General features: G+C 70.3%; 25 protein-coding genes and 1 tRNA gene. 10 read left to right on the forward strand and 16 right to left on the reverse strand.

The annotated features are described in order from the left end of the window. Positions 1-106: 106 nt before the first annotated feature. On the forward strand, positions 107-700 hold the full coding sequence (locus BW41_RS17360; protein WP_037536023.1) for an NADPH-dependent FMN reductase: 594 nt from the start codon (positions 107-109) through the stop codon (positions 698-700). A gap of 270 nt (positions 701-970) precedes the next feature. Here the strand turns inward: BW41_RS17360 and BW41_RS17365 are convergent, their stop codons facing one another. The 7 genes from BW41_RS17365 to BW41_RS17390 form a co-directional block, all read right to left on the reverse strand. Then, on the reverse strand, positions 971-2,242 hold the full coding sequence (locus BW41_RS17365) for a dicarboxylate/amino acid:cation symporter (RefSeq protein WP_037536024.1): 1,272 nt from the start codon (positions 2,240-2,242) through the stop codon (positions 971-973). Between the two features lie 137 nt (positions 2,243-2,379). Then, complete coding sequence (locus BW41_RS17370) at positions 2,380-3,072, reverse strand: hypothetical protein (RefSeq protein WP_037536026.1); 693 nt, start codon at positions 3,070-3,072, stop codon at positions 2,380-2,382. Continuing rightward, the gene (locus tag BW41_RS17375; protein ID WP_037536030.1) at positions 3,069-3,299 is read right to left on the reverse strand and encodes a hypothetical protein; all 231 of its coding nucleotides are present in this window, start codon (positions 3,297-3,299) and stop codon (positions 3,069-3,071) included. The genes BW41_RS17370 and BW41_RS17375 overlap by 4 nt, the downstream gene beginning before the upstream one ends. Before the next feature lie 238 nt (positions 3,300-3,537). Next, positions 3,538-4,410, reverse strand: coding sequence for a hypothetical protein (locus BW41_RS17380; protein ID WP_037536032.1), 873 nt, complete (start codon positions 4,408-4,410; stop codon positions 3,538-3,540). A gap of 14 nt (positions 4,411-4,424) precedes the next feature. Beyond that, complete coding sequence (locus BW41_RS21305) at positions 4,425-4,580, reverse strand: hypothetical protein (RefSeq protein WP_153810810.1); 156 nt, start codon at positions 4,578-4,580, stop codon at positions 4,425-4,427. Beyond that, positions 4,577-6,106, reverse strand: coding sequence for a PAS domain S-box protein (locus BW41_RS17385; RefSeq protein WP_443027654.1), 1,530 nt, complete (start codon positions 6,104-6,106; stop codon positions 4,577-4,579). The genes BW41_RS21305 and BW41_RS17385 overlap by 4 nt, the downstream gene beginning before the upstream one ends. Next, positions 6,103-6,471: a CsbD family protein gene (locus BW41_RS17390; RefSeq protein ID WP_037536034.1), complete on the reverse strand. Its 369-nt coding sequence runs from the start codon at positions 6,469-6,471 to the stop codon at positions 6,103-6,105. Before BW41_RS17390 ends, BW41_RS17385 begins: the two co-directional genes overlap by 4 nt. A 304-nt stretch (positions 6,472-6,775) precedes the next feature. Between BW41_RS17390 and BW41_RS17395 the strand changes: the two genes are divergently transcribed. Both BW41_RS17395 and BW41_RS17400 read left to right on the forward strand, forming a co-directional pair. Then, the gene (locus tag BW41_RS17395) at positions 6,776-9,223 is read left to right on the forward strand and encodes a TonB-dependent receptor (protein ID WP_037536035.1); all 2,448 of its coding nucleotides are present in this window, start codon (positions 6,776-6,778) and stop codon (positions 9,221-9,223) included. After that, positions 9,223-10,083: a tyrosine-protein phosphatase gene (locus tag BW41_RS17400; RefSeq protein ID WP_037536037.1), complete on the forward strand. Its 861-nt coding sequence runs from the start codon at positions 9,223-9,225 to the stop codon at positions 10,081-10,083. Before BW41_RS17395 ends, BW41_RS17400 begins: the two co-directional genes overlap by 1 nt. On the opposite strand, the gene BW41_RS17405 is transcribed toward BW41_RS17400, so the two are convergent. Beyond that, positions 10,052-11,245 (reverse strand): MFS transporter, encoded by a 1,194-nt coding sequence (locus BW41_RS17405; protein WP_037536039.1) that lies wholly within the window; start codon positions 11,243-11,245, stop codon positions 10,052-10,054. The two genes, BW41_RS17400 and BW41_RS17405, sit on opposite strands and share 32 nt — an antisense overlap. A gap of 13 nt (positions 11,246-11,258) precedes the next feature. After that, a complete protein-coding gene (locus BW41_RS17410; RefSeq protein WP_037536040.1) occupies positions 11,259-12,293 on the reverse strand; it encodes an aldo/keto reductase in 1,035 nt (344 codons plus the stop codon). 89 nt (positions 12,294-12,382) lie between these two features. Between BW41_RS17410 and BW41_RS17415 the strand changes: the two genes are divergently transcribed. The 3 genes from BW41_RS17415 (at position 12,383) to BW41_RS17425 (ending at position 14,632) form a co-directional block, all read left to right on the forward strand. Beyond that, positions 12,383-13,291, forward strand: coding sequence for a LysR family transcriptional regulator (locus BW41_RS17415; protein ID WP_037536191.1), 909 nt, complete (start codon positions 12,383-12,385; stop codon positions 13,289-13,291). A 106-nt stretch (positions 13,292-13,397) separates the two neighbouring features. Further along, on the forward strand, positions 13,398-13,781 hold the full coding sequence (locus BW41_RS17420; protein WP_152542400.1) for a hypothetical protein: 384 nt from the start codon (positions 13,398-13,400) through the stop codon (positions 13,779-13,781). 47 nt (positions 13,782-13,828) lie between these two features. Beyond that, positions 13,829-14,632: a transglutaminase-like domain-containing protein gene (locus tag BW41_RS17425; protein ID WP_037536044.1), complete on the forward strand. Its 804-nt coding sequence runs from the start codon at positions 13,829-13,831 to the stop codon at positions 14,630-14,632. 46 nt (positions 14,633-14,678) lie between these two features. Here BW41_RS17425 and BW41_RS17430 read toward each other — a convergent pair. Beyond that, positions 14,679-14,753: transfer RNA gene (locus BW41_RS17430), tRNA-Gly, on the reverse strand. 153 nt (positions 14,754-14,906) lie between these two features. Between BW41_RS17430 and BW41_RS17435 the strand changes: the two genes are divergently transcribed. Continuing rightward, the gene (locus BW41_RS17435; protein ID WP_235199817.1) at positions 14,907-16,337 is read left to right on the forward strand and encodes a DNA polymerase Y family protein; all 1,431 of its coding nucleotides are present in this window, start codon (positions 14,907-14,909) and stop codon (positions 16,335-16,337) included. Positions 16,338-16,930: 593 nt separating this feature from the next. On the opposite strand, the gene BW41_RS17440 is transcribed toward BW41_RS17435, so the two are convergent. Together BW41_RS17440 and hisC are read right to left on the reverse strand one after the other, a co-directional pair. Continuing rightward, positions 16,931-17,836 carry a prephenate/arogenate dehydrogenase family protein gene (locus BW41_RS17440; RefSeq protein WP_037536046.1) on the reverse strand — a complete coding sequence of 302 codons (906 nt, stop codon included), beginning with the start codon at positions 17,834-17,836 and terminating at the stop codon, positions 16,931-16,933. Further along, positions 17,836-18,930, reverse strand: coding sequence for a histidinol-phosphate transaminase (hisC, locus tag BW41_RS17445; protein ID WP_037536048.1), 1,095 nt, complete (start codon positions 18,928-18,930; stop codon positions 17,836-17,838). Before hisC ends, BW41_RS17440 begins: the two co-directional genes overlap by 1 nt. A 141-nt stretch (positions 18,931-19,071) precedes the next feature. Here hisC and metX point away from each other — a divergent pair, with 141 nt between their 5' ends. The 3 genes from metX to BW41_RS17460 all read left to right on the forward strand — a co-directional run bounded on the left by metX (position 19,072) and on the right by BW41_RS17460 (position 21,260). After that, a complete protein-coding gene (metX, locus tag BW41_RS17450) occupies positions 19,072-20,187 on the forward strand; it encodes a homoserine O-acetyltransferase MetX (RefSeq protein WP_037536050.1) in 1,116 nt (371 codons plus the stop codon). Continuing rightward, positions 20,184-20,774 (forward strand): methionine biosynthesis protein MetW, encoded by a 591-nt coding sequence (gene metW, locus BW41_RS17455; RefSeq protein ID WP_037536051.1) that lies wholly within the window; start codon positions 20,184-20,186, stop codon positions 20,772-20,774. The genes metX and metW overlap by 4 nt, the downstream gene beginning before the upstream one ends. An 87-nt stretch (positions 20,775-20,861) precedes the next feature. Next, complete coding sequence (locus tag BW41_RS17460; RefSeq protein ID WP_037536052.1) at positions 20,862-21,260, forward strand: response regulator; 399 nt, start codon at positions 20,862-20,864, stop codon at positions 21,258-21,260. Position 21,261: 1 nt separating this feature from the next. Here BW41_RS17460 and BW41_RS17465 read toward each other — a convergent pair whose 3' ends face one another. Genes BW41_RS17465 through BW41_RS17480 form a run of 4 tightly spaced genes read right to left on the reverse strand, consistent with a single transcriptional unit; the run spans position 21,262 to position 25,513 of the window. Further along, positions 21,262-22,794 carry a PAS domain-containing protein gene (locus BW41_RS17465; RefSeq protein WP_037536053.1) on the reverse strand — a complete coding sequence of 511 codons (1,533 nt, stop codon included), beginning with the start codon at positions 22,792-22,794 and terminating at the stop codon, positions 21,262-21,264. A 14-nt stretch (positions 22,795-22,808) separates the two neighbouring features. Further along, entirely contained in the window at positions 22,809-23,363 is a 555-nt protein-coding gene (gene ssb, locus BW41_RS17470) for a single-stranded DNA-binding protein (RefSeq protein ID WP_037536055.1), read from the reverse strand. A gap of 18 nt (positions 23,364-23,381) precedes the next feature. Then, positions 23,382-25,235: a ferrous iron transporter B gene (feoB, locus tag BW41_RS17475; RefSeq protein ID WP_037536058.1), complete on the reverse strand. Its 1,854-nt coding sequence runs from the start codon at positions 25,233-25,235 to the stop codon at positions 23,382-23,384. A gap of 2 nt (positions 25,236-25,237) precedes the next feature. Beyond that, positions 25,238-25,513 (reverse strand): FeoA family protein, encoded by a 276-nt coding sequence (locus BW41_RS17480; RefSeq protein ID WP_037536060.1) that lies wholly within the window; start codon positions 25,511-25,513, stop codon positions 25,238-25,240. Positions 25,514-25,559 lie beyond the last annotated feature (46 nt).

A 25,559-nucleotide genomic window follows, 5' to 3' on the forward strand; every position in this document is an offset into this window, starting at 1 on the left:
GAGGTGTATTACTATCCTAAAGCGGCGGTGGCAAGCGCGGGGCGGATCGGGCGGAGCGGTCTACCTTGGCTGGCGCCGTCCGTCGAGCCGCGCTATCGCAGCGGCCATGGTCGATTCCGCCTCCTCTCCGCTCGTCGTCGGCATCGGCGGTACCATCGGCGGCGTCTCGTCGACCGAGCGCGCGTTGCGCATCGCGCTCGATGCCGCCGAGCGCGAAGGCTTCCGCACGCGGATGTTCGGGGGCGCCGACATGGCGCGGCTGCCGCTCTACGACCCGCGCGCGACGCAGCGCACCGCCGACGAGGAGGCGTTCGTTGATGCGGTGCGGCAGGCATCGGCGGTGATCATCGCCAGCCCGGGCTATCACGGCAGCATCTCGGGCGTGGTCAAGAACGCGCTCGACCTGCTCGAGGAGACCGCCCGGGACGCGCGGCCGTATCTCGCCGACATGCCGGTCGGGCTGATTGCCACCGCTTATGGCTGGCAGGCGACCGGATCGACGATCGCGGCGCTGCGCTCGATCGTCCACGCGCTGCGCGGCTGGCCGACGCCGTTCGCCGCGGCGATCAACACACAGGTCACCAAGTTCGACGCCGAGGGCGGCGCCAGCGACCCCGCGGTGGTCGAGCAGCTCGGCCTGATCGGCCGGCAGGTGGCGCGCTTCGCACCGCTCGCGGCGGGCGAAGTCGTCGGCATGTGACATCGGTCGGGCGAAGCATCGAGCCAGCGGCGAGCCGATACGCCGATGCCAGACCCTACTGACCACCCCGGCGGAGGCCGGGGCCCAGTTGGGACACGTTCGTTAGTCTTGACAAAGATCCACCCAACTGGACCCCGGCCTGCGCCGGGTTGGTGCGGTGAGGATGAGCGTCGACGTTCGCCACCGTCTCGATCCTACGGAAGCCTAGCGTCTCGGCAGCCGCAAGCCGGCGCGCGCGCCGATCGCCACGTCCCCGCCGGCCGACGCCCTTCAGGCGAACGCCGGCTCCGCCTCGACCAGCGTCCCCCCGAGCAGTCCCTGCCGCTTGGCGACGATCGTCGGGATCAGCGCCTGCCCCGCGACATTGACCGCGGTACGGCCCATGTCGAGGATCGGGTCGATCGCCAGCAGCAGCCCGGCGCCTTCGAGCGGCAGGCCGAGCGTCGACAGCGTCAGCGTCAGCATCACCAGCGCGCCGGTCAGCCCCGCGGTCGCCGCCGAGCCGAGCACCGAGACCAGCACGATCAGCAGATAATCGACCCCGTGCAGCGGGATGTTGTAATATTGCGCGACGAACAGCGCCGCCACCGCCGGATAGACCGCGGCGCAGCCGTCCATCTTGGTCGTCGCGGCGAACGGCACCGCAAAGGCGGCATAGCTGCGCGCGACGCCGAGCCGCTCGACCACCTGCTCGGTCACCGGCAGCGTCGCGATCGACGAGCGCGAGACGAAGCCGAGCTGGATCGCCGGCCAGGCGGTGGCGAAGAACCGCCGCGGGCTGATCCCGTTGGCGAGCAGCAGCAGCGGATAGACGACGCCGAGCACCAGCGCGAGGCCGAGGTAGATGGCGATCGCGAAGGTGCCGAGCGCCGACAGCGACTGCCAGCCGTAGCGGACGATCGCACTGCCGAGCAGCGCACCGGTGCCGATCGGGGTGAGGCGGACGACCCAGCGCAGGATGCGGCGGAAGATCGCCAGCGCCGAGGCGTTGAACGCGAGGAAGGGCGCGCCCGCCTCACCGCTGCGCACCGCGGCGACGCCGATCGCGATCGCGACGACGATCAGCTGGAGGACGTTGAACGACAGGCCGGTCTTCGCCACGCCGTCGGTGAGCCGGGTCGAGGCTTCGAGGCCGAAGATATTGGCGGGAACCAGGCCGCGCAGGAAATCGAGCCAAGATCCCGCGGTATCCGGCCGCACCGCCGCCGCGGCGCTGACCCCGGCATGCGCGCCCGGCTGGAGCAGGGTGCCGAGCGTCAGGCCGATGCTGACCGCGATCAGCGCCGATAGGCCGAACCACAGGAAGGTGCCGGCGACGAGCCGCGCGGCATTGTGCAGATCGCGCAACGCCGCGATCGACGCGACGATTGCGGTGAAGACGAGCGGCACGACCAGCGCTTTGAGCAACTGGACGAAGATGTCGCCGACGATCTTCAGCCCCTCGGCGAGACCGGCCACGTCATAGCGGCGCGCGGCGAAGCCGAGCGCGAGGCCGATGGCCATGCCGATGAAAACCTGCACACCGAACGGGGGGCGGGTCATTGCGCGAGCGTCCTGTTCATCGCGGGCATGTAGGGGTGGCGAAGGGCGCATGCGACGAAAGAATTGATCGTCGCGGGTAAAGGTAGGTTGGGGCGCCTGCGGGTGGAGCGCGGATGGAGGCGACCCCGTCGGTTGAGCTAGATACGGTCGCCGGGCCGCAGCGTCTCTTCCAGCACGCCGGCGGAGATCCGCGCGGGGCCGGCAAGACGGACGGGCTTGACGACCGCCTCATGGTCGCGCTGCGGCAGATAGGGCTGCAGCGGCCGCGGCAGCAGGATCGCATCGTCGCGCGCGCCCCGCATCAGCCCGTTGCCGAGCCGCTCGTAGAAGCGGCAGACGTCGCGCAATTCGGCGGGACCGGGGGCGAGGCGGTCGCCGAGCGGATAGCGGCGCAACGTCTCGCCCGCGGTGCCGCGCCAGCCGGCCGTCATCCCGTCGCCACCCGCTATGTCGGGGCGGCGGACCAGTCCGTTGCAATGGATCAGACAGGCGCTCGACCGGCCGAGCGCGAGCAGCCGCAGGCGGTCGGCACCCGCGGTCAGCGCAGGGCCGCCATAGTCGCGCAGCTTGTTGGCGGTATTGCGCTGCTCGCGATCGACTCTCTGCCCCGCCGAGCTGCCGAGCTCGTCGAGCAGCGTGTGGAGGAACCGGTCGAGTTCGCGCAGGCAATTGGCGACGAAGCGCGCCCGCGGTCGCGCCGCGGCGCCATCGGGCCAATGTCCTGCCAGCATCGGCCGGTCGGCGAGCGCGGCGAGGAAGGTCGCGCCCCGGGTCAGCGTGGCGTGCGCCGCCGCTGCCCCCTGCAGCGGCGCGGCACGAAGCGGCCTCACGCCTGGGTGGCGACCGGATCGTCGGTTTCGGCGAGCACGCTGGCGGCGCGGGTCGCGGCGGCGCGCTGGTCGCGCATCGCCTCGGTGCGCTCGGCGCGGGCGGCCATCGCCTCCCATGAGCGGGCGGCGCGCTCGCACCGGTCGCGGACGTTGGCGAGATCGGCCTCAGAGGCGTTGCTGCGCTCCTGCACGGCCTGTTTGCGGAAGAATGTGGCGTCGCTCGACATCGGGTACCTCGTCAGCGGAAAGGAGAGGCAGGGAAGGGCGAGCGGCACGGCGTCAGGCCGGGTCGGTCCGTCGATATGCGACTGTTCGAGACACATAGATGGGGGCGGCACGGCCAGAAGGCAAGCCGCGCCGCCGGCGCCGGGCGGAGGGGGCCCGGCGACGACGGCGCGAAATACGCGCTTACTGGGTACGCCTTACCGGCGGCGGATCGCGATACGCCCGACCCGCCGCGACTGTTCAGCGCCGGCGGCGGGCCGCCGCGGTGGCGCCGAAACCGGCGGCACCGGCACCGATCACCAGCGCCAGCACGAGGAGGAAGGAGGTGCGCGACGCGGCGCCGGCGGCGGCGTCGGTCGCCTGCTTGGCGGTGGCGATCGCCTGCGTCTTGGTGCGGACGACATCGGCCTTGGCGCGGCTGACCTGCGCCTGCGCCTCGGGGCGGCTGATCTTGCGCTGCGCGGCGACGATGTCGACGACGCGCGCTTCGGCCTGAGCGCCGTCGCTGCCGCCGCGGGCCATCGCCGGCAATTGCTTGGCGATTTCCTTCTGCGCCTGCTCGGGCGTCATCTGCGCCGGGTCGGCCGGCGCGTTCGACAGATAGGCGGAGGCTTCGTCACGGACGTCGCCCGCGTCGACGCCGGCGATCTGCGCGGCGCGCGGTGCGGCGGCGCTGATGCCGCTGCCCGCCGCGCCGGCGACCGCGCCGACGGTGCGGAAGGCGCCGCCGATGATGCCGCCGACCGCCGAAGTGAGCAGATACAGCGTCAGGATCAGCGTCACGCCCCAGACGGTGAGGCCGTGGACGAGCGCATCGAACCGGTCGTGCGCGCTGCTGACGCGCGCCGCCGCATAGCCGCCGGCCCCGAGCGCGATCACCGTGGTGATCAGCCAATAGATCCCCGCGCCGATGCCGAAGCCGGCGGCGCCGGGCGTCGTCCCCTCGACCGGGTCGACCATCGCCAGACCGATGCCGGTGCCGAGGATGCCGAGCACGAGCCGCACCGCGATCGCGATGACCACCCCCGCGAACACCGCCCCCCACGACAGACGCTTGCCGCGCACCCCCGCCTGATCGGCCGGGAACGTCCCGGCCGTCGCATGTAAAGCCATATATACTCCTGTGGTTATTCTGGATCTTTGGGATCGGTCGGATCAGGCCGGTCGCACTGCTCGGCGCGTCCCTTGCGCACCGCCGCATCGTCGCCGAGCAACTTGCCGATCGTCTCGCGCGCCGCGCCCTTGGCGGCGCGGGTCGTGGCCTTGACGGGGGGCTTGCTCATCCGCCGCGTCCCGGCTGCAGCGCGATCGCGCCGTCGTCGAAGCCGCGCGCGCGTGCCCAGGCGGCGGCGGCGGTGCGGCGGTTGACGCCGATCTTGGCGTAGATCCGCGCGACATGGTTGCGCACCGTATTGCCCGAGACGTCGAGCGTCCGAGCGATGCTCTTGTCGTCGAGCCCGCGGCAGATCAGCGCCAGCACCTCGCGCTCGCGCGCGGTGAGCGCGTCGAGGCCGGGGCCGTCGCTGTTGGCCTGCGGTGCGCGCAGCCGGGCGAGCTTGTCCATGATCGAGCGACTGAACCAGCTCGTATCCTTCATCACCGCCTCGATCGCCTCGACCAGTTCGAGTTCGGTCGCCTTGCGACGGGTGATGTCCTGGAACGCCCAGAGCAGGCAGGTCGCCTCGCCGACGGTGATCGTCTCGCTCGACACGACGCAGTCGATCGGATGGCCGTCCTGCGTGGTGATGCGCGCTTCGTGGTTGCGCAGGTCGCCGCCGGCGGCGAGCGCCGCCTCGACGCCGGCGCGCACCGTCTCGTCCGTCCACAGGCCGAGGTCGGCGAGAGATTGGCCGACGATCGCCTCGGCCTCATAGCCGGTGAGCGCCGCAAAGCTCGCGTTGATCTCGCACAGCACATGGCCGTCGCGCGCGCCGATCGCCATCGCGACGGGGGCGAGCTGGAAGGTGCGGGTGAAGCGTTCCTCGCTGTGGCGCAGCGCCGCTTCGGTGCGGCGCCGCGGCTCGAGGTCGGCGAAGGTGAACAGCATGCACGGCTGATCGTCGAGCTCGATCGGCTGGCCGGCGACGATCACCAGACGCGTGCCGCCGCCGGGAAGCTGCAGCTCGGCCTCCATCTGCGGGATCGTCCGCCCCTCGCCGAGCCGCTGCTTGGCGAGGTCGCGGTCGCGCGCCGCGTGCAGCACGTCGATGTCGTAGACGGTGCGGCCGAGCACCGCCTCGCGCTCGACGCCGAGCATCTCGAGGAACCCCTGGTTGACCTTGACGAAGCGCAGGTCGGCGAGGCGGCAGATCACCGCGGGCGCCGGATTGGCGTTGAACGACTGTTCGAACCGCTCCTCCGCCTCGTAGCGCGCGGTGACGTCCTGTATGATCATCACGACACAGGTGGGCGCGTCCTCGTCGGCGTCGTTGAGCACCAGGCTGCGCACCTGATGGACCCAGCGCGCCTCCTCCTCGCCCGCCACCGTCACCTCGACGACGACCTCGGAGAAGGCCTCGCCGGCGACGACGCGCTCGATCGGATAATCGTCGGCGGCAAGGCGGTGGTTGTTGCGATAGCGCAGGCGGAACCGCGCACGATAATCGTCGACCGTCTCGCCCAGTTGGTCGAGCCGTTCGACGCCGTGCATCGCCAAGGCCGCATCATTCGCCCAGAGCAGGCTCTGGTCGGGGTCGATCAGGATCACGCCCTCGTCGAGCCCGGCGATGATCTGGCGCAGGTGACGTAGGTCGCTGGTCGCGCGCAGGCTTTTGGGCAGCGTCGACATCGCCGGGCGCGCGTCGCTCACCCGTGGCGGCCGTGGACCAGCCAGCCGAGCGCATAGCCGGCCGCGGCGGCGGCAAGCGCCGCCCAGACCGCCGGGTGATCGTCGAGGCTGCGTGCCGCGACGGCGCGGCCGTGCTGTGCCGCCTCGCCCGCGCGGTGGCCGGCATCGGTCAGCGCCCCGCGTGCCTTGTCGGCGAGCGGCGGGATCGCATCGGCCACATCGCCGACCTTCTCCTGGGCGCGGCCGTAGAGGTTCTCGGCGGCACCGGCGACCTGATCGACGATGCCGTCCGCCTGCCACTCGCGCCTGTCGGCCACGTCGCCGACCGCTTTCTCAACCTTGCCGCCGACATAGCGGGCGCCACCGTGCCATTCATGGGTGTTCATACGTTACTCCGGTCGCACGACCACCGGTCCGGCGCGACGGGCGACGGAGGCAGCCGGGCGGATTGCCGTGGTTGCAGGGATGCGGCCAAAGGGCCGTTATGGTCCTACAACCTGGGTTAAGCTGATAAGTTCCTGGTAGCTTTCGGCCGTCGGATGGAGCGGCTTGTACCATGAGGGGGTACAGACGCGGTTTGTGCGGCTCGGATGAGCCATGTCGCAAAACCGCGATGCAAACGTCATACGTCCGAAACGAACCGACCGCATCGGGCCCGGCAATGGTTCGCCATCAACGGGGGAAAATCTGATGTTCGTCACGTCCAAGGCCGCGCTGCGGCTGCTCGCCGCGAGCGCTTTGTCATCGACGCTGCTCGTCTCGCCGGCGCTCGCCGATCCGCAGGCGGTCGCCGCCGCGGCCAGTGCCGAACCGGCGCAGACCGCCGACCAGCTCGGGGACATCGTCGTCACGGCCGAGAAGCGCCCGCAGAATGCGCAGAAGACGCCGATCTCGATCAGCGTGATGAGCGGCGACGACCTTGCCAACCGCCATGTCGTGTCGCTGGTCGACCTGGGGGACGGGGCGATCCCGTCGCTCAAGGTCGCGCCCTTCTACTCCCGCAATTCGGCACTGATCGTCAACATCCGCGGCGTCGGCGTGCTCGGCGACAGCAACCAGCCGGCGCGCGACCAGGGCGTCGGCGTCTATGTCGACGGCGTCTATCTCGGCCGGGCGCAGGGCCTCGGCACCGCCCTGTTCGATATCGACAATGTCGAAGTGCTGAAAGGACCGCAGGGAACGCTGTTCGGTCGCAACACCGAAGGCGGTGCGCTCAACATCGTCACCAAGCGGCCGAGCGGCCATTTCCATCTCAACACGATCGCCGGCGTCAGCAATTATGGCGGAGCGAAGGGAGAGGTGCATCTCGATCTGCCGGCCGTTAACGACCTCAGCGTCAAGATCGACGCGGTGGTCGCGCACCGCGGCCCGCTGGTGCGCAATCCGCTCGACGGCGCGGAGGGGTTCAACGCCTATGACAAGCGCGGCCTGCGCTACGAATTGCTGTGGAAACCGGCGACGGGGTTCAGCGCCGATTACGCCTTCGACACCTCCTACGACGCGTCGACGCCGCTCTACCTGCAATTGCTCGCGCCGGGCAGCTACACGCAGGCGCCGCTCGGCGTGGTGCAGGGCCGGCGCGCCCGCAACGCCGCGGTCGGCGTGCCGCAGCAGCCGAGCGTCGGCAAGGTCCGCGGCAACCAGCTGACGCTCGCCTATGAGCCGGCGGCGTCGCTGACCGTCAAGTCGATCAGCGCCTATCGCACGATGACGCAGACCCAATATGACAATGGCTCGGCATCGACGACGCTGTCCGCCAAGGACGGGGTCTTCACGACCAAGGACGCGCGGGGCAATACCATCCCCTGGGTCTTCGCCCGCTACAGCCTCGCCGATTTCCGCCAGAACCAGTTCAGCCAGGAAGTGCAGCTGATCGGCGACCTGCCGGACATCAAGTTCGTCGCCGGCGCGCTTTATTACCAGGAGCATGTCGAGGATAACGCCCGCGCCTTCTACACCGATCAGTGCAGCAATGCGCGGTGCACGGGCTATGTCATCCTGCCACCCAATTTCCGCACCGACGTGATCAATTATGCCGCGCTGCCGCTCGACTATACCGCGCAACGGATCGACCGGGCGAGCTATGTGACGACGCGCAGCATCGGCGCCTTCGGTCAGGCGACGTGGTCGCCGACGGCGCTCGACGATCGCGTCCATGTCACCGGCGGGCTGCGCTGGACGCGGGACAGCAAATTGGGAACCTTGCTGACCGTCAACGGCAAGCTGCCGGTCGACCGCGCCGGCGTGTCGCGGCAATTGCCGCTCGATGCGCACTGGTCGCGGATCGATCCGATGGTCAATGTCGCGGTCGATGCGACGCGCGACGTCCATATCTACGGCAAGTGGAGCACCGGCTATAAGTCGGGCGGCGCCAATTCGCGCAGCCAGGAATATGATGCCTTCAATCCGGAAACGGTGTCGGTGTTCGAGATCGGCGCCAAAACCGAATTCCTCGATCATCGCGCGCGCTTCAACCTCGCCGCTTATGCTGGGACGTACAAGGACATCCAGGTCGACTTCCAGCGGCCCTATATCGACGGCAAGAACGGCGCGACGACGCGGACGACGATCGCGACGCTCAACGCGCCGGGCACCGGCGGCATTCATGGGCTGGAGGCGGAGCTGACCGTGCTGCCGGCGCGCGGGCTGACGCTGCACGGCAGCTATGCGCATACCTATGTACATATCCCCGCCGCGGTGAACCCCTATCCCAACGCCAAGGGCGACGTCAGCGCGCTCGCGGTGCCGATCTACCAGCCTTATACGCCGAGCGATTCGGCGAGCGTGGCGGTCGATTACGAAACGCCCGTGCCCGGCGCGACGCTGCGCGCGCATCTCGACGGCAATTACGATTCGGGCTTCTTCAGCGACTCGAAGGACCCGGTCTATGTCGGGCCGGGTGCCGCGGCGAACGTCTATCAGCCCAAGGGCGACAGTGCCGTCCTGGTCAACGGCACGCTCGGGCTGGCGGACATCGCGATGGGGCAGGGCGACGCCCGGCTCGCGGTGTCGCTATGGGCGCGCAACCTGCTGAACGAACAGCATGTCTTCTACAAATCGCTGGCGGTGACCACCGGCCTGTCCGGCTTCTATAACGAGCCGCGCACATTGGGCGTGCAGGCGCAGGTGACCTTCTGATGAGTCGGCGCGGCGTGATCGCGCTGGCGCTCGTCGCCATGGTGCACGCCGCGCCGGTGGCGCCGGCGCCGGCGCAGGTGCGTCCGGCACCGCCCGCCGGGCCGGTGTCGCAACGCCTGATCCCCTTGCAGGGCGGGCGCAATTTTCGCGATCTCGGCGGCTATCGCACCGCCGACGGGCGGCAGGTCCGCTGGGGGCTGCTCTACCGGTCGGGATCGATGCACGGGCTGACCGCGGCGGATTTCGCCGAGCTGCGCCGGCGCGGCATCCGCACCGTCTGCGATCTGCGCGACAGCCGCGAACGCGGCGCCGAGCCGGTGGCATGGCCCGCGCCGGCGCCGCGGGTGCTGAGCGACGATTATGCGCTCGACATGTCTGACTGGCTTCCCGCCGGGCCGATGCGGGGCTGGACGGCGGAGGCGGCACGCGCGGCGATGACCGCCAGCTATCCGCGGCTGCTCGACCAGTTCCGCGGCCAGTATCGGCGGATGTTCGCCGAATTGCTCGCCGGCCATGTGCCGCTCGCCTTCAATTGTTCGGCGGGCAAGGATCGCACCGGCGTCGCCGCGGCGCTGCTGCTCACCGCGCTGGACGTGCCGCGCGAAACGGTGATCGCGGATTATCTGCTCACCAACCGCTATCTCGACGCCGCGACGCTCGCCGCCGCTCCGGCGAGCGCCGGCTGGTCGCAGCTGCCGCCGGGAGTGCTGACGGCGATGACCGCGGCGGACCGGCGCTATATCGAAGCGGCGCTGGCGGTGCTCGACCGCCACCCGGGTGGCGCAACCGGGTGGTTGCATGAGGCGATGGGGCTGAGCGACGCGGATCTCACACGGCTGCGTCTGTTGTACCTCGAGTAAGGCGCGCGCCGGCCCGACCGAGCGGCTGACGCGCCGCCACCAGCAGCAGCGCCAGCGCCGCCGCCGCCGTCGCCGCGCCCGCCAGTGCCACCGCCGGCAGGCCGAGCCCGGCGGCGATCACCCCGCCGCCCAAGGCCGCGCCGATCGCATTGCCGAGGTTGAACGCGCCGATGTTCATCGCCGAGGCGAGGTTGGGCGCCTCGCCCGCCGCCGCCATCACCTGCATCTGCAAGGGCGGCACGGTCGCGAAGCTGGCGATGCCCCAGATCAGGATCGCGGCGGCGGCGGTGAGCGGGGCGTGCATCAGCCAGGCGAAGGCGAGCAGCACCAGCGTCAGCAGCCCGAGCATCGCGGCGAGCGCGCGCGTCACCGATCGGTCGGCGAGCCGGCCGCCGAGCGTGTTGCCGATCGTCGCGCCGACGCCGAACAGCATCAGCGACACGGTGACCATCGCCGTCGAGGCGTGGGCGACATCGCGCAGGATCGGCACGATATAGGTGAAGACGGTGAACACCCCGCCGAAGCCGAGCGTGGTCAGCGCCAGCGCGAGCAGCACGCGCGGGCGACCGAGCACGCGCAGCTCGGCGGCGAGGTCCACCCCCGCCGGCGCGGGCAGCGGCGGCAGCGCGAGGCGCAGCGCCGCCATCGCCACCGCGCCGATCGCGGCGATGCCGGCGAAGGCGGGACGCCAGCCGATCGTCTCGCCCGCCCAGGTGGCGAGTGGCACGCCGCCGATCGTCGCCACCGTCAGCCCGGTGAACATCGCCGCGACCGCGCCGGCGCGTCGCTCGGGCGGCACCAGCCCCGCCGCGACCACCGCGCCGACGCCGAAGAAGGCGCCGTGGTTGAACGCGGTGACGACGCGCGCCGCCATCAGCAGCGCATAGCCGCCGGCGAGCGCGGACAGCGCGTTGCCGAGCGTGAAGATCGCCATCAGCGCGATCAGCAGCGTGCGGCGATCGAGTCGCGCGGTGGTCAGCGTCATCAGCGGCGCGCCGATCAGGACGCCGAGCGCATAGGCGCTGACCAGCAGGCCCGCCGAGGGGATCGAGACGTGCAGGTCTGCGGCGATCACGGGCAACATGCCCATCGGCGCGAACTCGGTGACGCCGATGCCGAAGGCGCCGATCGCCAACGCGAGGAGGCCCGGATTGAGCTTCATGACCGGCCTCCGCTCAGACCAGCCGCGGCGCGAGGCGGGCGAAGCCCTCCTGCTGGCGATAGGGCGTGTGGGGATAGGGCGGGAGCTCCTCGCTCGCCGCGTCGAGTGCGGCGATCTGCCCGGGGCTGAGCGTCCAGCCGACCGCGCCGAGATTGTCGCGCAGCTGCGCCTCGTCGCGCGCGCCGATGATCACCGAGGCGACCGTCGGCCGTCGTAACAGCCAGTTGAGCGCGACCTGCGGCACCGTCCGCCCGGTCTCGGCGGCGACCGCCTCGAGCGCATCGACGACGCGGTAGAGATGCTCGTCCGCGACCGGCGGCGCGAAGGCGGCGGTGTCATGCAGGCGGCTGTCCGCGGGGATCGGGCGATCGCGACCGATCCTGCCCGTCAGCCGGCCCCAGCCGAGCGGGCTCCACACCAGAGCGCCGACGCCCTGGTCGGCGGCGAGCGGCATCAGCTCCCACTCATAGGCGCGGCCGATCAGCGAGTAATAGACCTGATGCGCGACCAGCCGCGGCCAGCCGTGGCGATCCGCGACCGCTTGGGCCTTCATCAGCTGCCAGCTGGGATAGTTGGAGACGCCGGCGTAGCGGACCTTGCCCGCGGCGATCAGCCGGTCGAGCGTCGCCATCAGCTCCTCGGCCGGGGTGTGCGCGTCATAGGCGTGGAGCTGGAGCAGATCGATGTGATCGGTGCCGAGCCGCCGCAACGAGTCCTCCACCGCGCGGATCAGCCGCGCGCGCGAGGCGCCCCAGTCCTGCGGACCGTCGCCCATCGGCAGGCCGGTCTTGGTCGAGACCAGCACCGCGTCGCGCCGGCCCTTGATGGCCGCGCCGAGCACCTCCTCCGACGCGCCGTCCGAGTAGACGTCGGCGGTGTCGAACAATGTGACGCCCGCGTCGAGGCAGATGTCGAGCAGGCGGCGCGCCTCGGCGGCGTCACTCTGCCCCCAGGCGCCGAAGAAGGCGCCCTTGCCGCCGAAGGTCGCGGTGCCGAACGACAGCGCCGGCACGCGCAGCCCCGACGATCCGAGTTGCCGATAGTCCATCATTCACCTTTTGCTGTCCGTTCCGAAGCGGCTAGGTGGCGCAGGAGAAGGCGGTGGAGAACCGCCGCGGCAGGCGAAGGATCTGTGCGATAGATGCAAAGCTGGCGGGTGGCAGTGACCGAGCGCGCGCGCTGGCGCTGTTCGTCACCGTGGTCGAGGCGGGGAGTTTCTCCGCCGCCGCTCGCACCTTGGCGCTGACGCCCTCGGCGGTGGCGCGTGCGGTCGACCGGATCGAGGCGCGGCTCGGCGTGCGGCTGCTGCTCCGCTCGACGCGCGCGCTGACGCTGACCGCGGAGGGGCAGGCCTATCTGCTCGCGGCGCGGCGCATCCTCGCCGACCTCGACGATGCCGAGCAGCAGATCGCCGACCAGGGCAGCCCGCGCGGGCGGCTGCGCGTCTCTGCGGCGTTGTCGCATGGGCGGCTGTGCGTCGTGCCGCTGCTCGGCGACTTCGCGCGCGCCTATCCACACATCCTGATCGACATCGCGTTGACCGACACGTTGGTCGACGTCGCGGCGGGGCAGGCGGACGTCGCGGTGCGCTTCGGCCCGCTCGCCGACAGCGCGCTGACCGCGCGCAAGATCGGCCAGAGCGGGCGCGTCATCGTCGCCGCGCCCGACTATCTCGCGCGCCACGGCATGCCGGCGGTGCCGGAGGACCTGCACGCGCACAACTGCCTCAACTTCAGCTTCCGCCGCGCCGAGCCGACCTGGCCGTTCCGCCGCGACGGTGGCGACTTCACCCTGTGCGTCGAGGGCGGGATCGTCGCCAACAACGGCGAGACGCTGGGTCAGCTCGCCGCGGCGGGCGTCGGCGTGGCGCGGGTCGGGCGGTTCAGCGTCGAGCGCGAGATCGCCGACGGGCGGCTGGTGGCGCTGCTCGAGGACTATAATCCCGGTGACATCGAGCTGATCCACGCGGTGTTCGTCGGCGGCGCGCACCTGCCGGCGCGGGTGCGCGTGTTCGTCGACTTCCTCGCCGAGCGGTTGGCCGGCTGATGCCGCTATAAGGCTAAAGGGGGCGGCATGTGCCGCGATCGCCGAGGGAGGTGACGATGGCAGATGAGGGGTTGCGCGCGGGCCGCGACCGATGCGGAACGCGGGCATGACGCGTTTCGTCGACGGCGAGCGCGCGGAGAGCCGCGGCGACCGGCTGACCGAGGCGGCGCTCGCGATCCTGGTCAACCGCCGCTCGCGTTACGGCCTGCTGCCGACCGAATTGTTCGGCGAATGGCCGTGGGAGATGCTGCTCACCCTGTTCATCGCCGATGCCGCCGGCAAGCCGCTGACCGGCGGCATGGTCGCCGCGAATCTCGCCTGCTCGGGGCCGACGGTGGCGCGGTGGTTGCAGCATCTGACGCACAGCGGGTTGGTGCTGCCCGCCGATGCGACGCTCGACGATACGATCGTGCTCGCCCCCGCCGCAGTGACCGCGATCGAAATCTATCTCGCGACGACGATCCGCACGGTGCAATTGCTCACCGAGTGAGGCGCCGGGCGGCTTGCCACCGCCGTTGCCGCCCCCATGTTGGCGACATGAGTGATGATCTGTTGCGCCTGGGCCTGCTCGATGACGAGGATATCGTTCTCGACCACGCCGCGCTGGCGCTTGCGCTGCTCGACCACGCCGAAGGTGACGACGATCCGGCGCGGGCGGTGATCGATGCCGTCGCCGACCGGCTCGACGAACTCGCCCCCGTCGCGCGCGACGCGCAGACCCAGGCCGAGGTCCTAGCGCAGGTGTTCGCCGACGAATTCGGTTTCAGCGGTGATTCGGACAGCTATGACGATCCCGCCAACGCTGATCTGATCCAGGTGATCGCACGGCGGCGCGGGCTGCCGGTCAGCCTTTCGATCCTCTACGTCGCCGCGGCGCGGCGGCTCGGCTGGAGCGCGCATGTGCTCGACGTGCCCGGCCATGTGCTGGTGCTGATCGGCGGCGAGGCCGCGCCGGTGATGATCGATCCGTTCCGCGACGGCCGCTTCGTCGATGCCGCCGAACTCGCCGCGATGGTGCAGGGCGTGGCGGGCGGTCGCGCGCCGGCGGTGAGCCATGTCGCGGCGATGCCGAATCGCGCGGTGCTGGTGCGGCTGCTGCTCAACCAGGCGACGCGTGCCGAGGCGGCGGGGGCGGCGCGGCGGGCGCTGATCCTCTACCGGCGGATGACGGTGGTCGCGCCCGATTACGGCCACGGCTGGTGGGAGCGCGCCCGGCTCGAACTCGCCGACGGCGACGTCACCACCGCGCGCAGCAGCCTCGCCGCGATGCTGGAGATCACCCGCGACACCGCGCTGCGCGCGCGGATAGCGACGCTGCTCGCCTCGCTCGCGGCGGTCTAGGGCGTCCGGAGGGACGTCCTGTCGGTTTCGTGATGTCTGGGAAGACTGGAGCGGGCGAAGGGATTCGAACCCTCGACCCCAACCTTGGCAAGGTTGTGCTCTACCCCTGAGCTACGCCCGCTCTGGCGCCTTGAAACGGCTGCTCTGGCGAGCCACCGTTTGGGTGAGGCGCGCCACTAGCAGCGCTCTGCGAGGGCTGCAACAGCAAAGACGAAAAAAGCGCGAATGATTTCGCATCTGGCGGATGCGACGGGCGAACATTAGAAGAACGGGGGTGAGCGACTCATCCGCCTCGCGCTGTCTCGCGCTCGTTTTCCCGTGGCTCGCGGTCGATCGGCTGCGGCTGACGCGGCCGCATCTGTTTGCCGGGCGCGCGGCGGCGCCGGTCGCCTGCGTCGAGGGCAAGGGCGCGGCGCAGCAGCTCAGCGCGATCGATGCGGCGGCGGCGCGGCTCGGGCTGACGGTGGGTGCGACTTTGGTCGAGGCGCTGCGGCTCGCGCCCGATCTCGAGACGTTTCCCGCTGATCCGCATGCCGACATGGACTGGCTCGACCGGCTTGCCGAGGAGGCGAGCCGCTATGGCGATGCGCTGGCGATGCCGCCGGACGCGGTGGTGGTGGTGATTCGCAGCGCGGACGAGCGGGCGCTGCTCGCCGAGGTCGAGGCGCGGCTGGCGCGGCGCGGCGTCGCGGCGCGGGTGGCGCTCGGCGATACGCCTGCGATCGCCTGCGCCCTCGCCCGCCATGCCGGTGCGCCGGCCCCCGACGAGACGCGCGCAGTGCGCCGCCTGCCGGTCGCGGCGCTGGGGCTCGAGGCGGAGACGGCGGCGGCGCTCACCGCGGCGGGGCTGCGCACGATCGGCGAGGTGATGGCGCGGCCGGCGCGTGAGCTGGCGGCGCATTTCGGTGCGGAGGTCATCACGGCGCTGCACGCGCTCGATGCGCCGGCGCGGCCCTGCATGCGGCGGGCGGTGTCGTCGCTCGACCGGCGCTTCGACGCGCCGCTCGCCGGGGAGGCGGTGGCGGCGGCGCTCGCGGCTCTGGCGGACGAGGCGGCGGCGATGCTGGCGGCGCGCGGGCAGGGCGGGCGACGCTGGCAGGCCTGGCTGTTCCGGTCCGACGGGCCGGTGCGGCGGCTGCACGCGGAGAGCGAGGCGTCGCGCGATGTCGCGTCGGTGGCGCGTCGTCTCGCCGAGCAGGTCGGGACTGGCGGGGCGGGAATCGAGCCGGGCTATGATCACGTGCGGCTGGAGGTGACGCTTGCCGACCGGCTCGATGCGGCGCTGCTGCGGCTCGATGGCGGCGACGCGGGGGCGCCGGTACCGCCGGTCCGCCGCAAGGCGCGTGGCGGCGGGCGGTCGGTCGACGGGCAGGCCGAGCTGCTGCTGCTGCCCGCCGCCGCGCCGGTGGGGGCGATCGCCGAGAGCGACGCGCGGCCGATCCATCTGTTCGACCCGCCGCAGCGGATCGAGGGCGTGCTCGATTCGCCTGAGGGCGCGCCGCTGCGCTTCCGCTGGCGACGGCGCGTGCATGACGTCGCACGCGCCGCCGGGCCGGAGCGGATCGCGGGCGAATGGTGGCGGCACGACGCCGCCGGACTGCGCGATTATTACCGCATCGAAGATCGCCGCGGCCGCCGCCTGTGGATCTTCCACGCCGCCGACGAGGGTGCGCGGGCGTGGTACGTGCATGGCGTGTTCGCCTGAGGGGCGTGCGCGATCGTCGCGTTCCCCAGGTAGATGTCGCGCGGAGGCGCGGAGGGCGCGGAGGGGAGCGGCGAGACGTTCGGATCGTCTTCGGCGAATCAGGTGGGTCTTGGGTGGCCACGTTCATGGTGGGGCGTCTGCTAACGACTGCGCCGCAGCGAGCGGTCGGCTTGATCAGCAGCGATACGCCGGCGGCACGCTCGGCCTCACCCAAAAGTGCGTCGTCACCCCGGACCTGTTCCGGGGTCCATCGTGCCGCGACAATACCGTCTTCCGCACATGCGGAACCGTGGATGCCGGAACATGTCCGGTATGCCAGAGAGTGTGTCGCAGAGGTCTCGTCGAAGTGGACGTGGCGCGCGTGAGCCACTTGGTCGTTGGTCGCGCGGAGCGAAGGCGGTTTGGCTCGCCGGGCCCAAGGCCATCGCGAGCCAGTCCGACGCCGGCCCCGGACGGTGCCTCTCCGCGCCTCCGCGCCTCCGCGTGAACCCATCCGGCGCCGTCGCCTGAGACAGCACGCGCTGCAATACGGGCTGCACCCTCTGCACCCTCTGCACTCTCCGTGCGCACCAACGATCCGCCCGCAGGCGCCGTCAGTGCGTCCGGCCGAAATCCGGTTTGGCGTCGTCCTGTCCCTGTTCGATGATCGAGCGGCGGATCGCGCGGGTGCGGGTGAACAGGTCGAACAACTGGTCGCCGTCGCCCCAGCGGATCGCGCGTTGCAGCATCGTCACGTCTTCGGTCAGGCGCTGGAGGATCTCCAGCACCGCCTCGCGGTTGTTGAGGAAGACGTCGCGCCACATCACCGGGTCGGAGGCGGCGATGCGGGTGAAGTCGCGAAAGCCGCCGGCGGAGAATTTGATCACCTCGCTCTGCGTCACGCCTTCGAGGTCGCTGGCGGTGCCGACGATCGAATAGGCGATGAGGTGCGGCACGTGGCTGGTCACCGCGAGGACGAGGTCGTGGTGGCGCGGCGTCATGATCTCCACTTGCGCGCCGAGCGCCTCCCAGAACGCCCGCAGCCGCGCGACCGGTGCCTCGGCGGTGCCCTCCTCGGGCGTCAGGATGCACCAGCGGCCGCGGAACAGCGTCGCGAAGCCCGCTTCCGGCCCGCTATGCTCGGTGCCGGCGACCGGATGACCGGGGACGATCGTCGCCTGTGGCAGCACCGCGCGCAGCGCCGCGATCACGCTCGCCTTGGATCCGCCGACGTCGCTGACGATCGCCTCGGCGGGCAGGTCGTCGGCGAACTCCGCGGCGACCGCGCCCATCGCGCCGACGGGGACGCAGAGCATCACCAGATCGGCATCGATCACCGCCGCGCCGGCGCTGTCGGCGACATCGTCGGTCAGGTCGATGCGCACCGCGGTGGCGCGTACCGCGGGATCGGCGTCATAGCCGGTGATCCGCACCGTCGGCATCGCCTGCCGCACCGCGCGGGCGACCGACGAGCCGATCAGCCCGAGGCCGATGATCGTGACGCGCGCGAAGGGCAGCATCAGCCGGCGCGCTCGACCTCGGCGCGCAGCACCGCGACCACGTCGCGCATCTCGCTCTCGCTGCCGATGGTAATGCGCAGCGCCTGCGGCAGGCCCTGGCCGGGCAACCAGCGCGTCGCATAGCCCGCCGCCATCAGCGCCTTATAGCCATCCTCCGCGGTGAGCAGGCCCTCGAACAGCACCAGCACGAAATTGGCCTTGCTCGGCACCGCGCGCAGGCCGGGGATGGCATCGACCTGATCGCTGAACCACTGCCGCCACGTGCGGTTGTGCTCGCGGCTGCGCGCGACGAATCCATGGTCGCCGAGCGCGGCGATCGCCGCCGCCTGCGCGCCGATGCTGAACGCGAAGGGCGCGCGGATGCGATGCATCGCCGCGATGATCTCGGGCGCGGCATAGCCCCAGCCGACGCGTTCGGAAGCGAGCCCGAAGATCTTGGAGAAGGTGCGCGTCACCAGCACGTTGGACGCGGTGCGCGCGAGTTCGAGGCCGCCGTCGTCATCCTCGGGATCGAGATATTCGGTATAGGCCTGATCGAGCACCAGCAGCACCGAGGCAGGCAGGCCGGCGTGCAGCCGCGCGATCTCCGCAGCCGTCGCATAGGTGCCGGTCGGGTTGTTGGGATTGGCGACGAAGACGACCTTGGTCCGCTCGGTGACCGCGGCGAGGATCGCGTCGACATCGGTGGCATAATCGCGGTCGGCGACGATCACCGGCGTCGCGCCGACGCGGCGCGTCGCGATCTCATAGACCGCGAAGCCGTAGCGGACGTGGATGATCTCGTCGCCCGGCCCGGCGAAGGTGCCGGCGGCGAGGTGGAGCACCTCGTCCGATCCGGTGCCGTAGATCAGCCGCTCCGCCTCGACGCCGTAATGCGCGGCGAGCGCGGCGCGCAGGTCGACCGCGGCGGCGTCCGGATAGCGTTCGAGGTGATCGGCGGCGGCGCGATAGGCGGCGCGCGCCGGCTCGGGCGTGCCGAACGGATTTTCGTTGGACGAGAGTTTGACGACCTTGCGGCCGTCCTCGCTGGTGGCGCGGCCGGGAACATAGGGCGCGATGCCGAGAATCCACGGCTTGGGAGCAGGTGCGGTCATGCGCGTGGCTGTAAGCGGGAATGGCGGGCAAGCCAATCCTGTGGCCTGCACCGGCTCTGCGCCTTGCGCGCACAAACCGCCTGCACCCGTGCCCAGAGACGGCGGTTGTATTGTCGGGCGCAGCGCCGTAGCGACCGGGGGATGACCGCGGATGACCGTTTCGGATGCAATCGGCTGGCGACGCTGCCGGGGCCGCTGCGACTCGACGGCGGCGTGCTGCTGTCGCCGGTCGAGATCGCCTATCAGACCTATGGCACGCTCGCGGCGGACGGTGGCAATGCGATCCTCGTCTGCCATGCGCTGACCGGTGACCAGCATGTCGCCTCCGCGCATCCCCGCACCGGCAAGCCGGGCTGGTGGACGCGGCTGATCGGGCCGGGCAAGCCGATCGATCCGGCGCGCGACTTCGTCATCTGCACCAACGTGATCGGCAGCTGCATGGGATCGTCCGGGCCGGCGAGCGTCAATCCGGCGACCGGGCGGCCGTGGGGGATGCGCTTTCCGGTCATCACCATCCGCGACATGGTGCGCGCTCAGGCGATGCTGCTCGATCATCTCGGCGTCGCGCGGCTGAAGGCGGTGGTCGGCGGATCGATGGGCGGTATGCAGGCGCTGAGCTGGGCGGCGACCTTTCCCGATCGCGTCGCGGCGGCGGTGGTGATCGCCTCGACCGCGCGCCATTCGGCGCAGAACATCGCCTTCCACGAGGTCGGGCGACAGGCGATCATGGCCGACCCCAAGTGGAACGGCGGCGACTATTATGGCGGCGAGCCGCCGGCCGCCGGCCTCGCGGTGGCGCGGATGGCGGCGCATATCACCTATCTGTCGGAGGCCGGGCTCACCGAGAAGTTCGGCCGCCGGCTACAGGCGCGGGAGGCGAAGAGCTTCGGCTTCGACGCGGACTTCCAGGTCGAAAGCTATCTGCGCCACCAGGGGCTGAGCTTCGTCGACCGGTTCGACGCCAATTCCTATCTCTACATCACCCGCGCGCTCGATTATTTCGACCTTGCCGAGGAACATGGCGGGCTGCTCGCCAACGCCTTCCGCGGCGGCACGACGCGCTTCTGCCTGGTCAGCTTCGATACCGACTGGCTGTATCCGACCCTCGAATCGCGCAACATCGTGCAGGCGCTCAACGCCGCCGGCGCGCCGGTCAGCTTCGTCGAGCTGACGAGTCCCTATGGCCATGACGCCTTCCTGCTCGACGCGCCCGAGATGAACCGCGTGGTCGACGGCTTCCTGCGCGGCGGGCGATGAGCATGCTGCGCCCCGACCTTGCGGTGATCGCCGATCATGTCGCGCCGGGCAGTCGCGTGCTCGACATCGGCTGCGGCGACGGCGCGCTGATGGCGGCGTTACGCGACGCGCATGGCTGCGACGCGCGCGGGCTGGAGATCGATCCCGGCAACGTCGCCGCGGCGGTGGCGCGCGGCCTGTCGGTGATCCAGGGCGATGCCGACGTCGATCTCGCCGGCTATCCCGACCAGAGCTTCGACTATGCGATCCTCAGCCAGACGTTGCAGACCGCGCGCGCGCCCGACGTGGTGCTCGACCATCTGCTGCGCATCGGCCGGCGCGCCTTCGTCAGCTTTCCCAATTTCGCGCAATGGCGGGTGCGCGTGTCGTTGCTGTGGGGCGGGCGGATGCCGGTGACGCGGCAATTGCCCGAACAATGGTATGACACCCCCAACATCCACCATGTCACGATCGACGATTTCCGCGCCTTCCTGCGCGACCGGCGGATCACGGTCGAGGGGGCATGGTTTCTGTCGGGCGATCGCCAGCGCAGTTCGGCGGCGGCCAATCTGCTCGCCCAGCATGCGATATTCCTGCTGCGACGCTAAAGGTCGGTTCATTTCGGCCGTAACAGGGTTAAGGCGGGAACAATCCGGTGGAACAGAGGTTTGGCCTTGCCAATACCGGGACGTACGATGACCAAGACCGTGCTGATTGTCGAAGACGAGATTTTCGTGGCACTCGACCTCGAGCGTATCCTGCTCGACGCGGGCTATACGGTCGCGGGTATCGCTGCCGACACCACGAGCGCGCTCGCCGCGGCGCCGCAATGCGGCTTCGCCTTCGTCGACGTCAACCTGCGCGACGGGGCGACCGGACCGGGGATCGCCGAGCAGATCGCCCGCGAACATGGCGTCAAGGTGGTGTTCGTCACCGCCAACCCGGCACAGATCGACAAGGGGCTCGACTGCGCGCTCGGCTACATCCGCAAGCCGTTCAGCGAGGCAGCTATTCTTGCCGCGGCGGCCTATGCGGCCGATGGGCAGAAGCCCGCCAACGACGATATCGTCGTGACCGAACGGGATCGCGCCTAGCTCAGTCCCGCCGGAAGGCGGCGAGCGGCACCGTCACCGTCATCACCAGGCCTTCGGGCTGCCAGTCGCGACGGATGCTGCCGCCGAGCTGCCGCACCGCGGACAGTTCGATGAGCTGACTGCCGAAGCCGTCGGCGCCGGTGGGCGGGGTCACTTCCGGGCCACCGCGTTCGGTCCAGCACAGCTCGGCCGTGTCGGCGCCGCGCCGGATGCTGACCTCGACCGTGCCGGCGTCGGTGGCGAGCGCGCCATATTTGGTCGCATTGGTGGCGAGCTCATGGAACAGCAGCGCGAGCGGTGTCGCCGAGCGGTCGTCGATGGCGATCTCGTCGCCGGTGATGCGGATCGGCGGCGCGTCGTCGCGGCGATAGGGTTCGAACAATTCGCCGAGTAGGCCGTGCAGACTGTCCTGCTGCGCGTTCGGCCGCGACTGGGGGCTGTGCGGGCGGACGAAGTCATGCGCGCGGCCGAGCGCGGTGATCCGCTCGCGCAGGTCGGCCGCGATCGGCGCGAAGCCCGGCTTGCTGCGCGCGGCGAACGAGATGAGTCCCGAGATCACCGCGAAGATGTTCTTGATCCGGTGCGACAGCTCCTGGCTGATCAGCTCGCGTTCGTGCAGTGCCAGTTTCTGTTCGTGGATGTCGGTGCAGGTGCCGAACCAGCGGGTGACCTGCCCGGCGGCGTCGCGGATCGGGAGGGCACGGCCGAGCACCCAGCGATAGGTGCCGTCGAAATGGCGCAGCCGATATTCGATCTGATAGGGATCGCCGCTGGCGAGCGACTGCCGCCAGACCGCCCAGGCGCGCGCCTGATCGTCGGGGTGGAAGACGTCGTTCCAGCCCTCGCCGTCGGTCGAGCCGGGCGGCGTGCCGGTGAATTCATACCAGCGCGCATTGTAATAATCGTGATAGCCGTCGGGCAGCGTCGACCACACCATCTGCGGCATCGTATCGGCGAGCGTGCGGAAGCGATCCTCGCTGTCGGTGAGCTGGCGGCGTGTCGCGCGCTCGGTCGCCCGCCAGGCCGCCGCGTCGCGGCTGTCGCGCAGCCGCGCCATGACATTGTCGGCGAGCACGCGCAGCCCCTGGCGCTGCAATGCCGTGAGTCCCCGACGCGGAATCGTGTCGATCACGCATAGCGAGCCGAGCGGCACACCGTCGTCCGAGACGAGCGGTGCCCCGGCATAGAAGCGCAGGTGCAGATCGCCGGTGACGAGCGCATTGTCGATGAAGCGCGGATCCTGCGTCGCGTCGGGCACGACCATGATATCCGGTTGCAGCATCGCATGCTGACAGAAGGACATCTCGCGCGGCGTCTCGGTCAGCGTCAGCCCGGTGCGCGCGAGGAAGACCTGTTCGTGCTCCTCGACCAGGCTGACCAGCGCGACCGGCGTGCCGCACAATGCCGCAGCAAAGTCGGTGATCTGGCGCAGCGCCGCGCCGTCGCGCAGCGAGTCGAGATCATAGGCCTCGATCGCGGCGCGGCGTGTCGCCTCGTCGACGCACCAGCCGGCTGCCGGCGTGGCGCAGGGCAGGGATGCAGGATCGCTCAGAACGGCACGTCGTCGTCGAGATCGTCGGCGAAGCCTCCCGTCTGGCCGAAGCTGCCGCCGCCGCGGCTGCCGCCCGACGCGCCGCCGGTCCGGTTGCCGCCGCCATAGCCGCCGCCCGACGCACCGCCGAAGTCACCGCCACCATAATCGTCGCCGCCGCGGCTACCGCCGCCGCCGGCGCCGCCGCCCTGGCCGCCGCCGGGACCATCGAGCATCGTCAGCACGCTGTTGAAGCCCTGCAGCACGATCTCGGTCGAATATTTGTCGTTGCCCTGCTGGTCCTGCCATTTGCGCGTCTGCAACGCGCCTTCGATATAGACCTTGGAGCCCTTGCGCAGGAAGCGCTCGGCGACATTGGCCAGCCCTTCGTTGAAGATCGCGACCGAATGCCATTCGGTCTTCTCCTTGCGCTCGCCGCTGTTCTTGTCCTTCCAGGATTCGGACGTCGCGATGCGCAGGTTGACCACCTTGCCGCCGTTCTGGAACGACCGCGATTCGGGGTCGCGCCCCAGGTTGCCGACGAGAATGACCTTGTTGACGCTACCCGCCATGAACTGCCCCGAAAATGCCTACAGGCCGGCGAACACCGCCAGCCAATATGTGATCCCGGCCATGATGTAGGCGGCGGCGAACAAATAGCCAACCATGAACAGCGGCCATTTCCAGCCGTTGGTCTCGCGCCGGGTCACCGCGATCGTCGAGATGCACTGCGGCGCGAAGACGAACCACATCAGAAAGGCGAGCGCGGTCGGCAGCGTCCAGCGGCCGCGGATCTGGTCGGTGATACGGTCGGTGCCGCCGTCCTTGTCGTCGATCGCATAGACGGTGCCGATCGCCGACACCGCGACCTCGCGCGCCGCCATCGCCGGCAGCAGCGCCAGCGCGATGTCGCGGTTGAAGCCGATCGGCTTGACGACATATTCGATGCCGTGGCCGATCCGCCCGCCGACCGAATAGTCGACCGGGCTGATCCCGCTGCCCTCGGGCGGCTTGGGGAAGCTGAGCAGCAGCCACAGCACCACCGTCGTCGCGGCGATGATCGTGCCGGCGCGCTTGAGGAAGATCACCGCGCGCTGCCACAGGCCGAGCAGCACGTCGCGCAGCAGCGGCACCTGATATTTCGGCATCTCCATCATGAAGCCCGACGAGGCGCCCTTGGTGACGGTGCGTCGCAGCACCAGCGCCGCGACATAGGCACCGGCGATGCCGATGACGAGCAGCCCGAACATCACCACGCCCTGCAACCGCACGAAGGGCAGCAGCGGCGTGTTGGGGATCATCGCGCCGATGATGAGGGTGTAGACCGGCCAGCGCGCGCTGCACGTCATCAGCGGCGCGATCAGGATCGTCGTCAGCCGGTCCTTCTCGTCCTCGATCACTCGCGTCGCCATGATCCCCGGCACCGCGCAGGCGAAGCTCGACAGCAGCGGGATGAAGGCGCGGCCCGACAGGCCGACCGTCGCCATCAGCCGGTCCATCAGGAACGCCGCGCGCACCATATAGCCGGAGGATTCGAGGATCAGGATGAACAGGAACAGGATCAGGATCTGCGGCAGGAAGACGATCACCGCGCCGACCCCGGCGATCAACCCGTCGGTGAGCAGCGAGCGCAGGAAGCTGTCGGGCATCGCCGCCTTGATCGCGCCCTGCAAGGCGGCGAAGCCGGCGTCGATCGCATCGGCCGGCACCGCCGCCCAGGTGAACACCGCCTGGAACATGACGAACAGGATCGAGACGAGCAGCAGCGGCCCGGCGATCGGGTGCAGCGCGACCGCGTCGAGCCAGTTCGCCCAGCGCCGCGCCGCGGTTTCCGATACGGTGGCGGCGGCGGCGATCTGGCGCGCGCGGCGTTGCAGCGCGACGATATCGTCCTGCGTTCCCGCGCCCGCCGCCGCGGGACGCGCGGCGCTGCCGATCGCATCCGCCACCATCGCGCGCAGATCGTCGAGCCCGCGCCGCCGGACCGCGACGGTCGGCACCACCGGCACGCCGAGTTCACGGGAGAGCACGGCGGCATCCAGCGTCAGCCCGTCGCGCTCGGCGAGGTCGACCATGTTGAGCGCCACCACCACCGGCAGGCCGAGTGCGATCAGCTGAAGCGTGAAGCGCAGATGATTGTCGAGATTGGCGGCATCGACCACCACGACCAGCGCGTCCGGACGCCGTTCGAGCGTGCTCGCGCCGGTGACGACGTCGCGGGTGACGCGCTCGTCGGGGCTGGACGGTTCAAGGCTGTAGGCGCCGGGCAGGTCGAGCAGCTCGACCGGTCGTCCGTCATCGAGCACCCAGCGGCCCGAATGGCGTTCGACGGTGACGCCGGGATAATTGCCGACCTTCTGCCGCGCGCCGGTCAGCGCGTTGAACAGCGCGCTCTTGCCGGCATTGGGATTGCCGACCAGCGCGACCAGCGGGGCTGCATGCACGATTAGTCGGCGGTGGCTGGCGCCACATGCACCGCGCCGGCGACCGCGCGACGCAGCGCCACGGTCATCCGGCCGATCCGGCAGGCGATCGGCCCGCTGCCCAGCGAGGCGCGATGCAGCACCTCGACCGGCACGCCCTCATCGAAGCCGAGTTCGCGCAACCGTCGCGCTTCGGGCAGCGCGAGACGGGTCCAGTCGATCGCCGCGACCGTCGCGCGCTGACGGCGCGGCAGGGAGACGAGGTCGAGGGCAGGAACGACGGTGCGCGACATATCCATGATGCAAGTGATTATCATTTACCCAGGGGGGAGTAAAGTGGCGGTG

Origin of the sequence: Sphingomonas sp. RIT328 (assembly GCF_000632225.1) — a bacterium.
GTDB lineage: Bacteria > Pseudomonadota > Alphaproteobacteria > Sphingomonadales > Sphingomonadaceae > Sphingomonas > Sphingomonas kyungheensis.

Bases quoted from the DNA above. Each gene is read 5' to 3' on its own strand.
- BW41_RS17360 (WP_037536023.1), top strand. From the start codon at position 107: ATGGTCGATTCCGCCTCCTCTCCGCTCGTCGTCGGCATCGGCGGTACC.
- BW41_RS17365 (WP_037536024.1), bottom strand. From the start codon at position 2,242: ATGACCCGCCCCCCGTTCGGTGTGCAGGTTTTCATCGGCATGGCCATC.
- BW41_RS17375 (WP_037536030.1), bottom strand. From the start codon at position 3,299: ATGTCGAGCGACGCCACATTCTTCCGCAAACAGGCCGTGCAGGAGCGC.
- BW41_RS17380 (WP_037536032.1), bottom strand. From the start codon at position 4,410: ATGGCTTTACATGCGACGGCCGGGACGTTCCCGGCCGATCAGGCGGGG.
- BW41_RS21305 (WP_153810810.1), bottom strand. From the start codon at position 4,580: ATGAGCAAGCCCCCCGTCAAGGCCACGACCCGCGCCGCCAAGGGCGCG.
- BW41_RS17390 (WP_037536034.1), bottom strand. From the start codon at position 6,471: ATGAACACCCATGAATGGCACGGTGGCGCCCGCTATGTCGGCGGCAAG.
- BW41_RS17395 (WP_037536035.1), top strand. From the start codon at position 6,776: ATGTTCGTCACGTCCAAGGCCGCGCTGCGGCTGCTCGCCGCGAGCGCT.
- BW41_RS17400 (WP_037536037.1), top strand. From the start codon at position 9,223: ATGAGTCGGCGCGGCGTGATCGCGCTGGCGCTCGTCGCCATGGTGCAC.
- BW41_RS17405 (WP_037536039.1), bottom strand. From the start codon at position 11,245: ATGAAGCTCAATCCGGGCCTCCTCGCGTTGGCGATCGGCGCCTTCGGC.
- BW41_RS17410 (WP_037536040.1), bottom strand. From the start codon at position 12,293: ATGGACTATCGGCAACTCGGATCGTCGGGGCTGCGCGTGCCGGCGCTG.
- BW41_RS17420 (WP_152542400.1), top strand. From the start codon at position 13,398: ATGACGCGTTTCGTCGACGGCGAGCGCGCGGAGAGCCGCGGCGACCGG.
- BW41_RS17425 (WP_037536044.1), top strand. From the start codon at position 13,829: ATGAGTGATGATCTGTTGCGCCTGGGCCTGCTCGATGACGAGGATATC.
- BW41_RS17440 (WP_037536046.1), bottom strand. From the start codon at position 17,836: ATGCTGCCCTTCGCGCGCGTCACGATCATCGGCCTCGGGCTGATCGGC.
- hisC (WP_037536048.1), bottom strand. From the start codon at position 18,930: ATGACCGCACCTGCTCCCAAGCCGTGGATTCTCGGCATCGCGCCCTAT.
- metX (WP_037536050.1), top strand. From the start codon at position 19,072: ATGACCGCGGATGACCGTTTCGGATGCAATCGGCTGGCGACGCTGCCG.
- metW (WP_037536051.1), top strand. From the start codon at position 20,184: ATGAGCATGCTGCGCCCCGACCTTGCGGTGATCGCCGATCATGTCGCG.
- BW41_RS17460 (WP_037536052.1), top strand. From the start codon at position 20,862: ATGACCAAGACCGTGCTGATTGTCGAAGACGAGATTTTCGTGGCACTC.
- ssb (WP_037536055.1), bottom strand. From the start codon at position 23,363: ATGGCGGGTAGCGTCAACAAGGTCATTCTCGTCGGCAACCTGGGGCGC.
- BW41_RS17480 (WP_037536060.1), bottom strand. From the start codon at position 25,513: ATGGATATGTCGCGCACCGTCGTTCCTGCCCTCGACCTCGTCTCCCTG.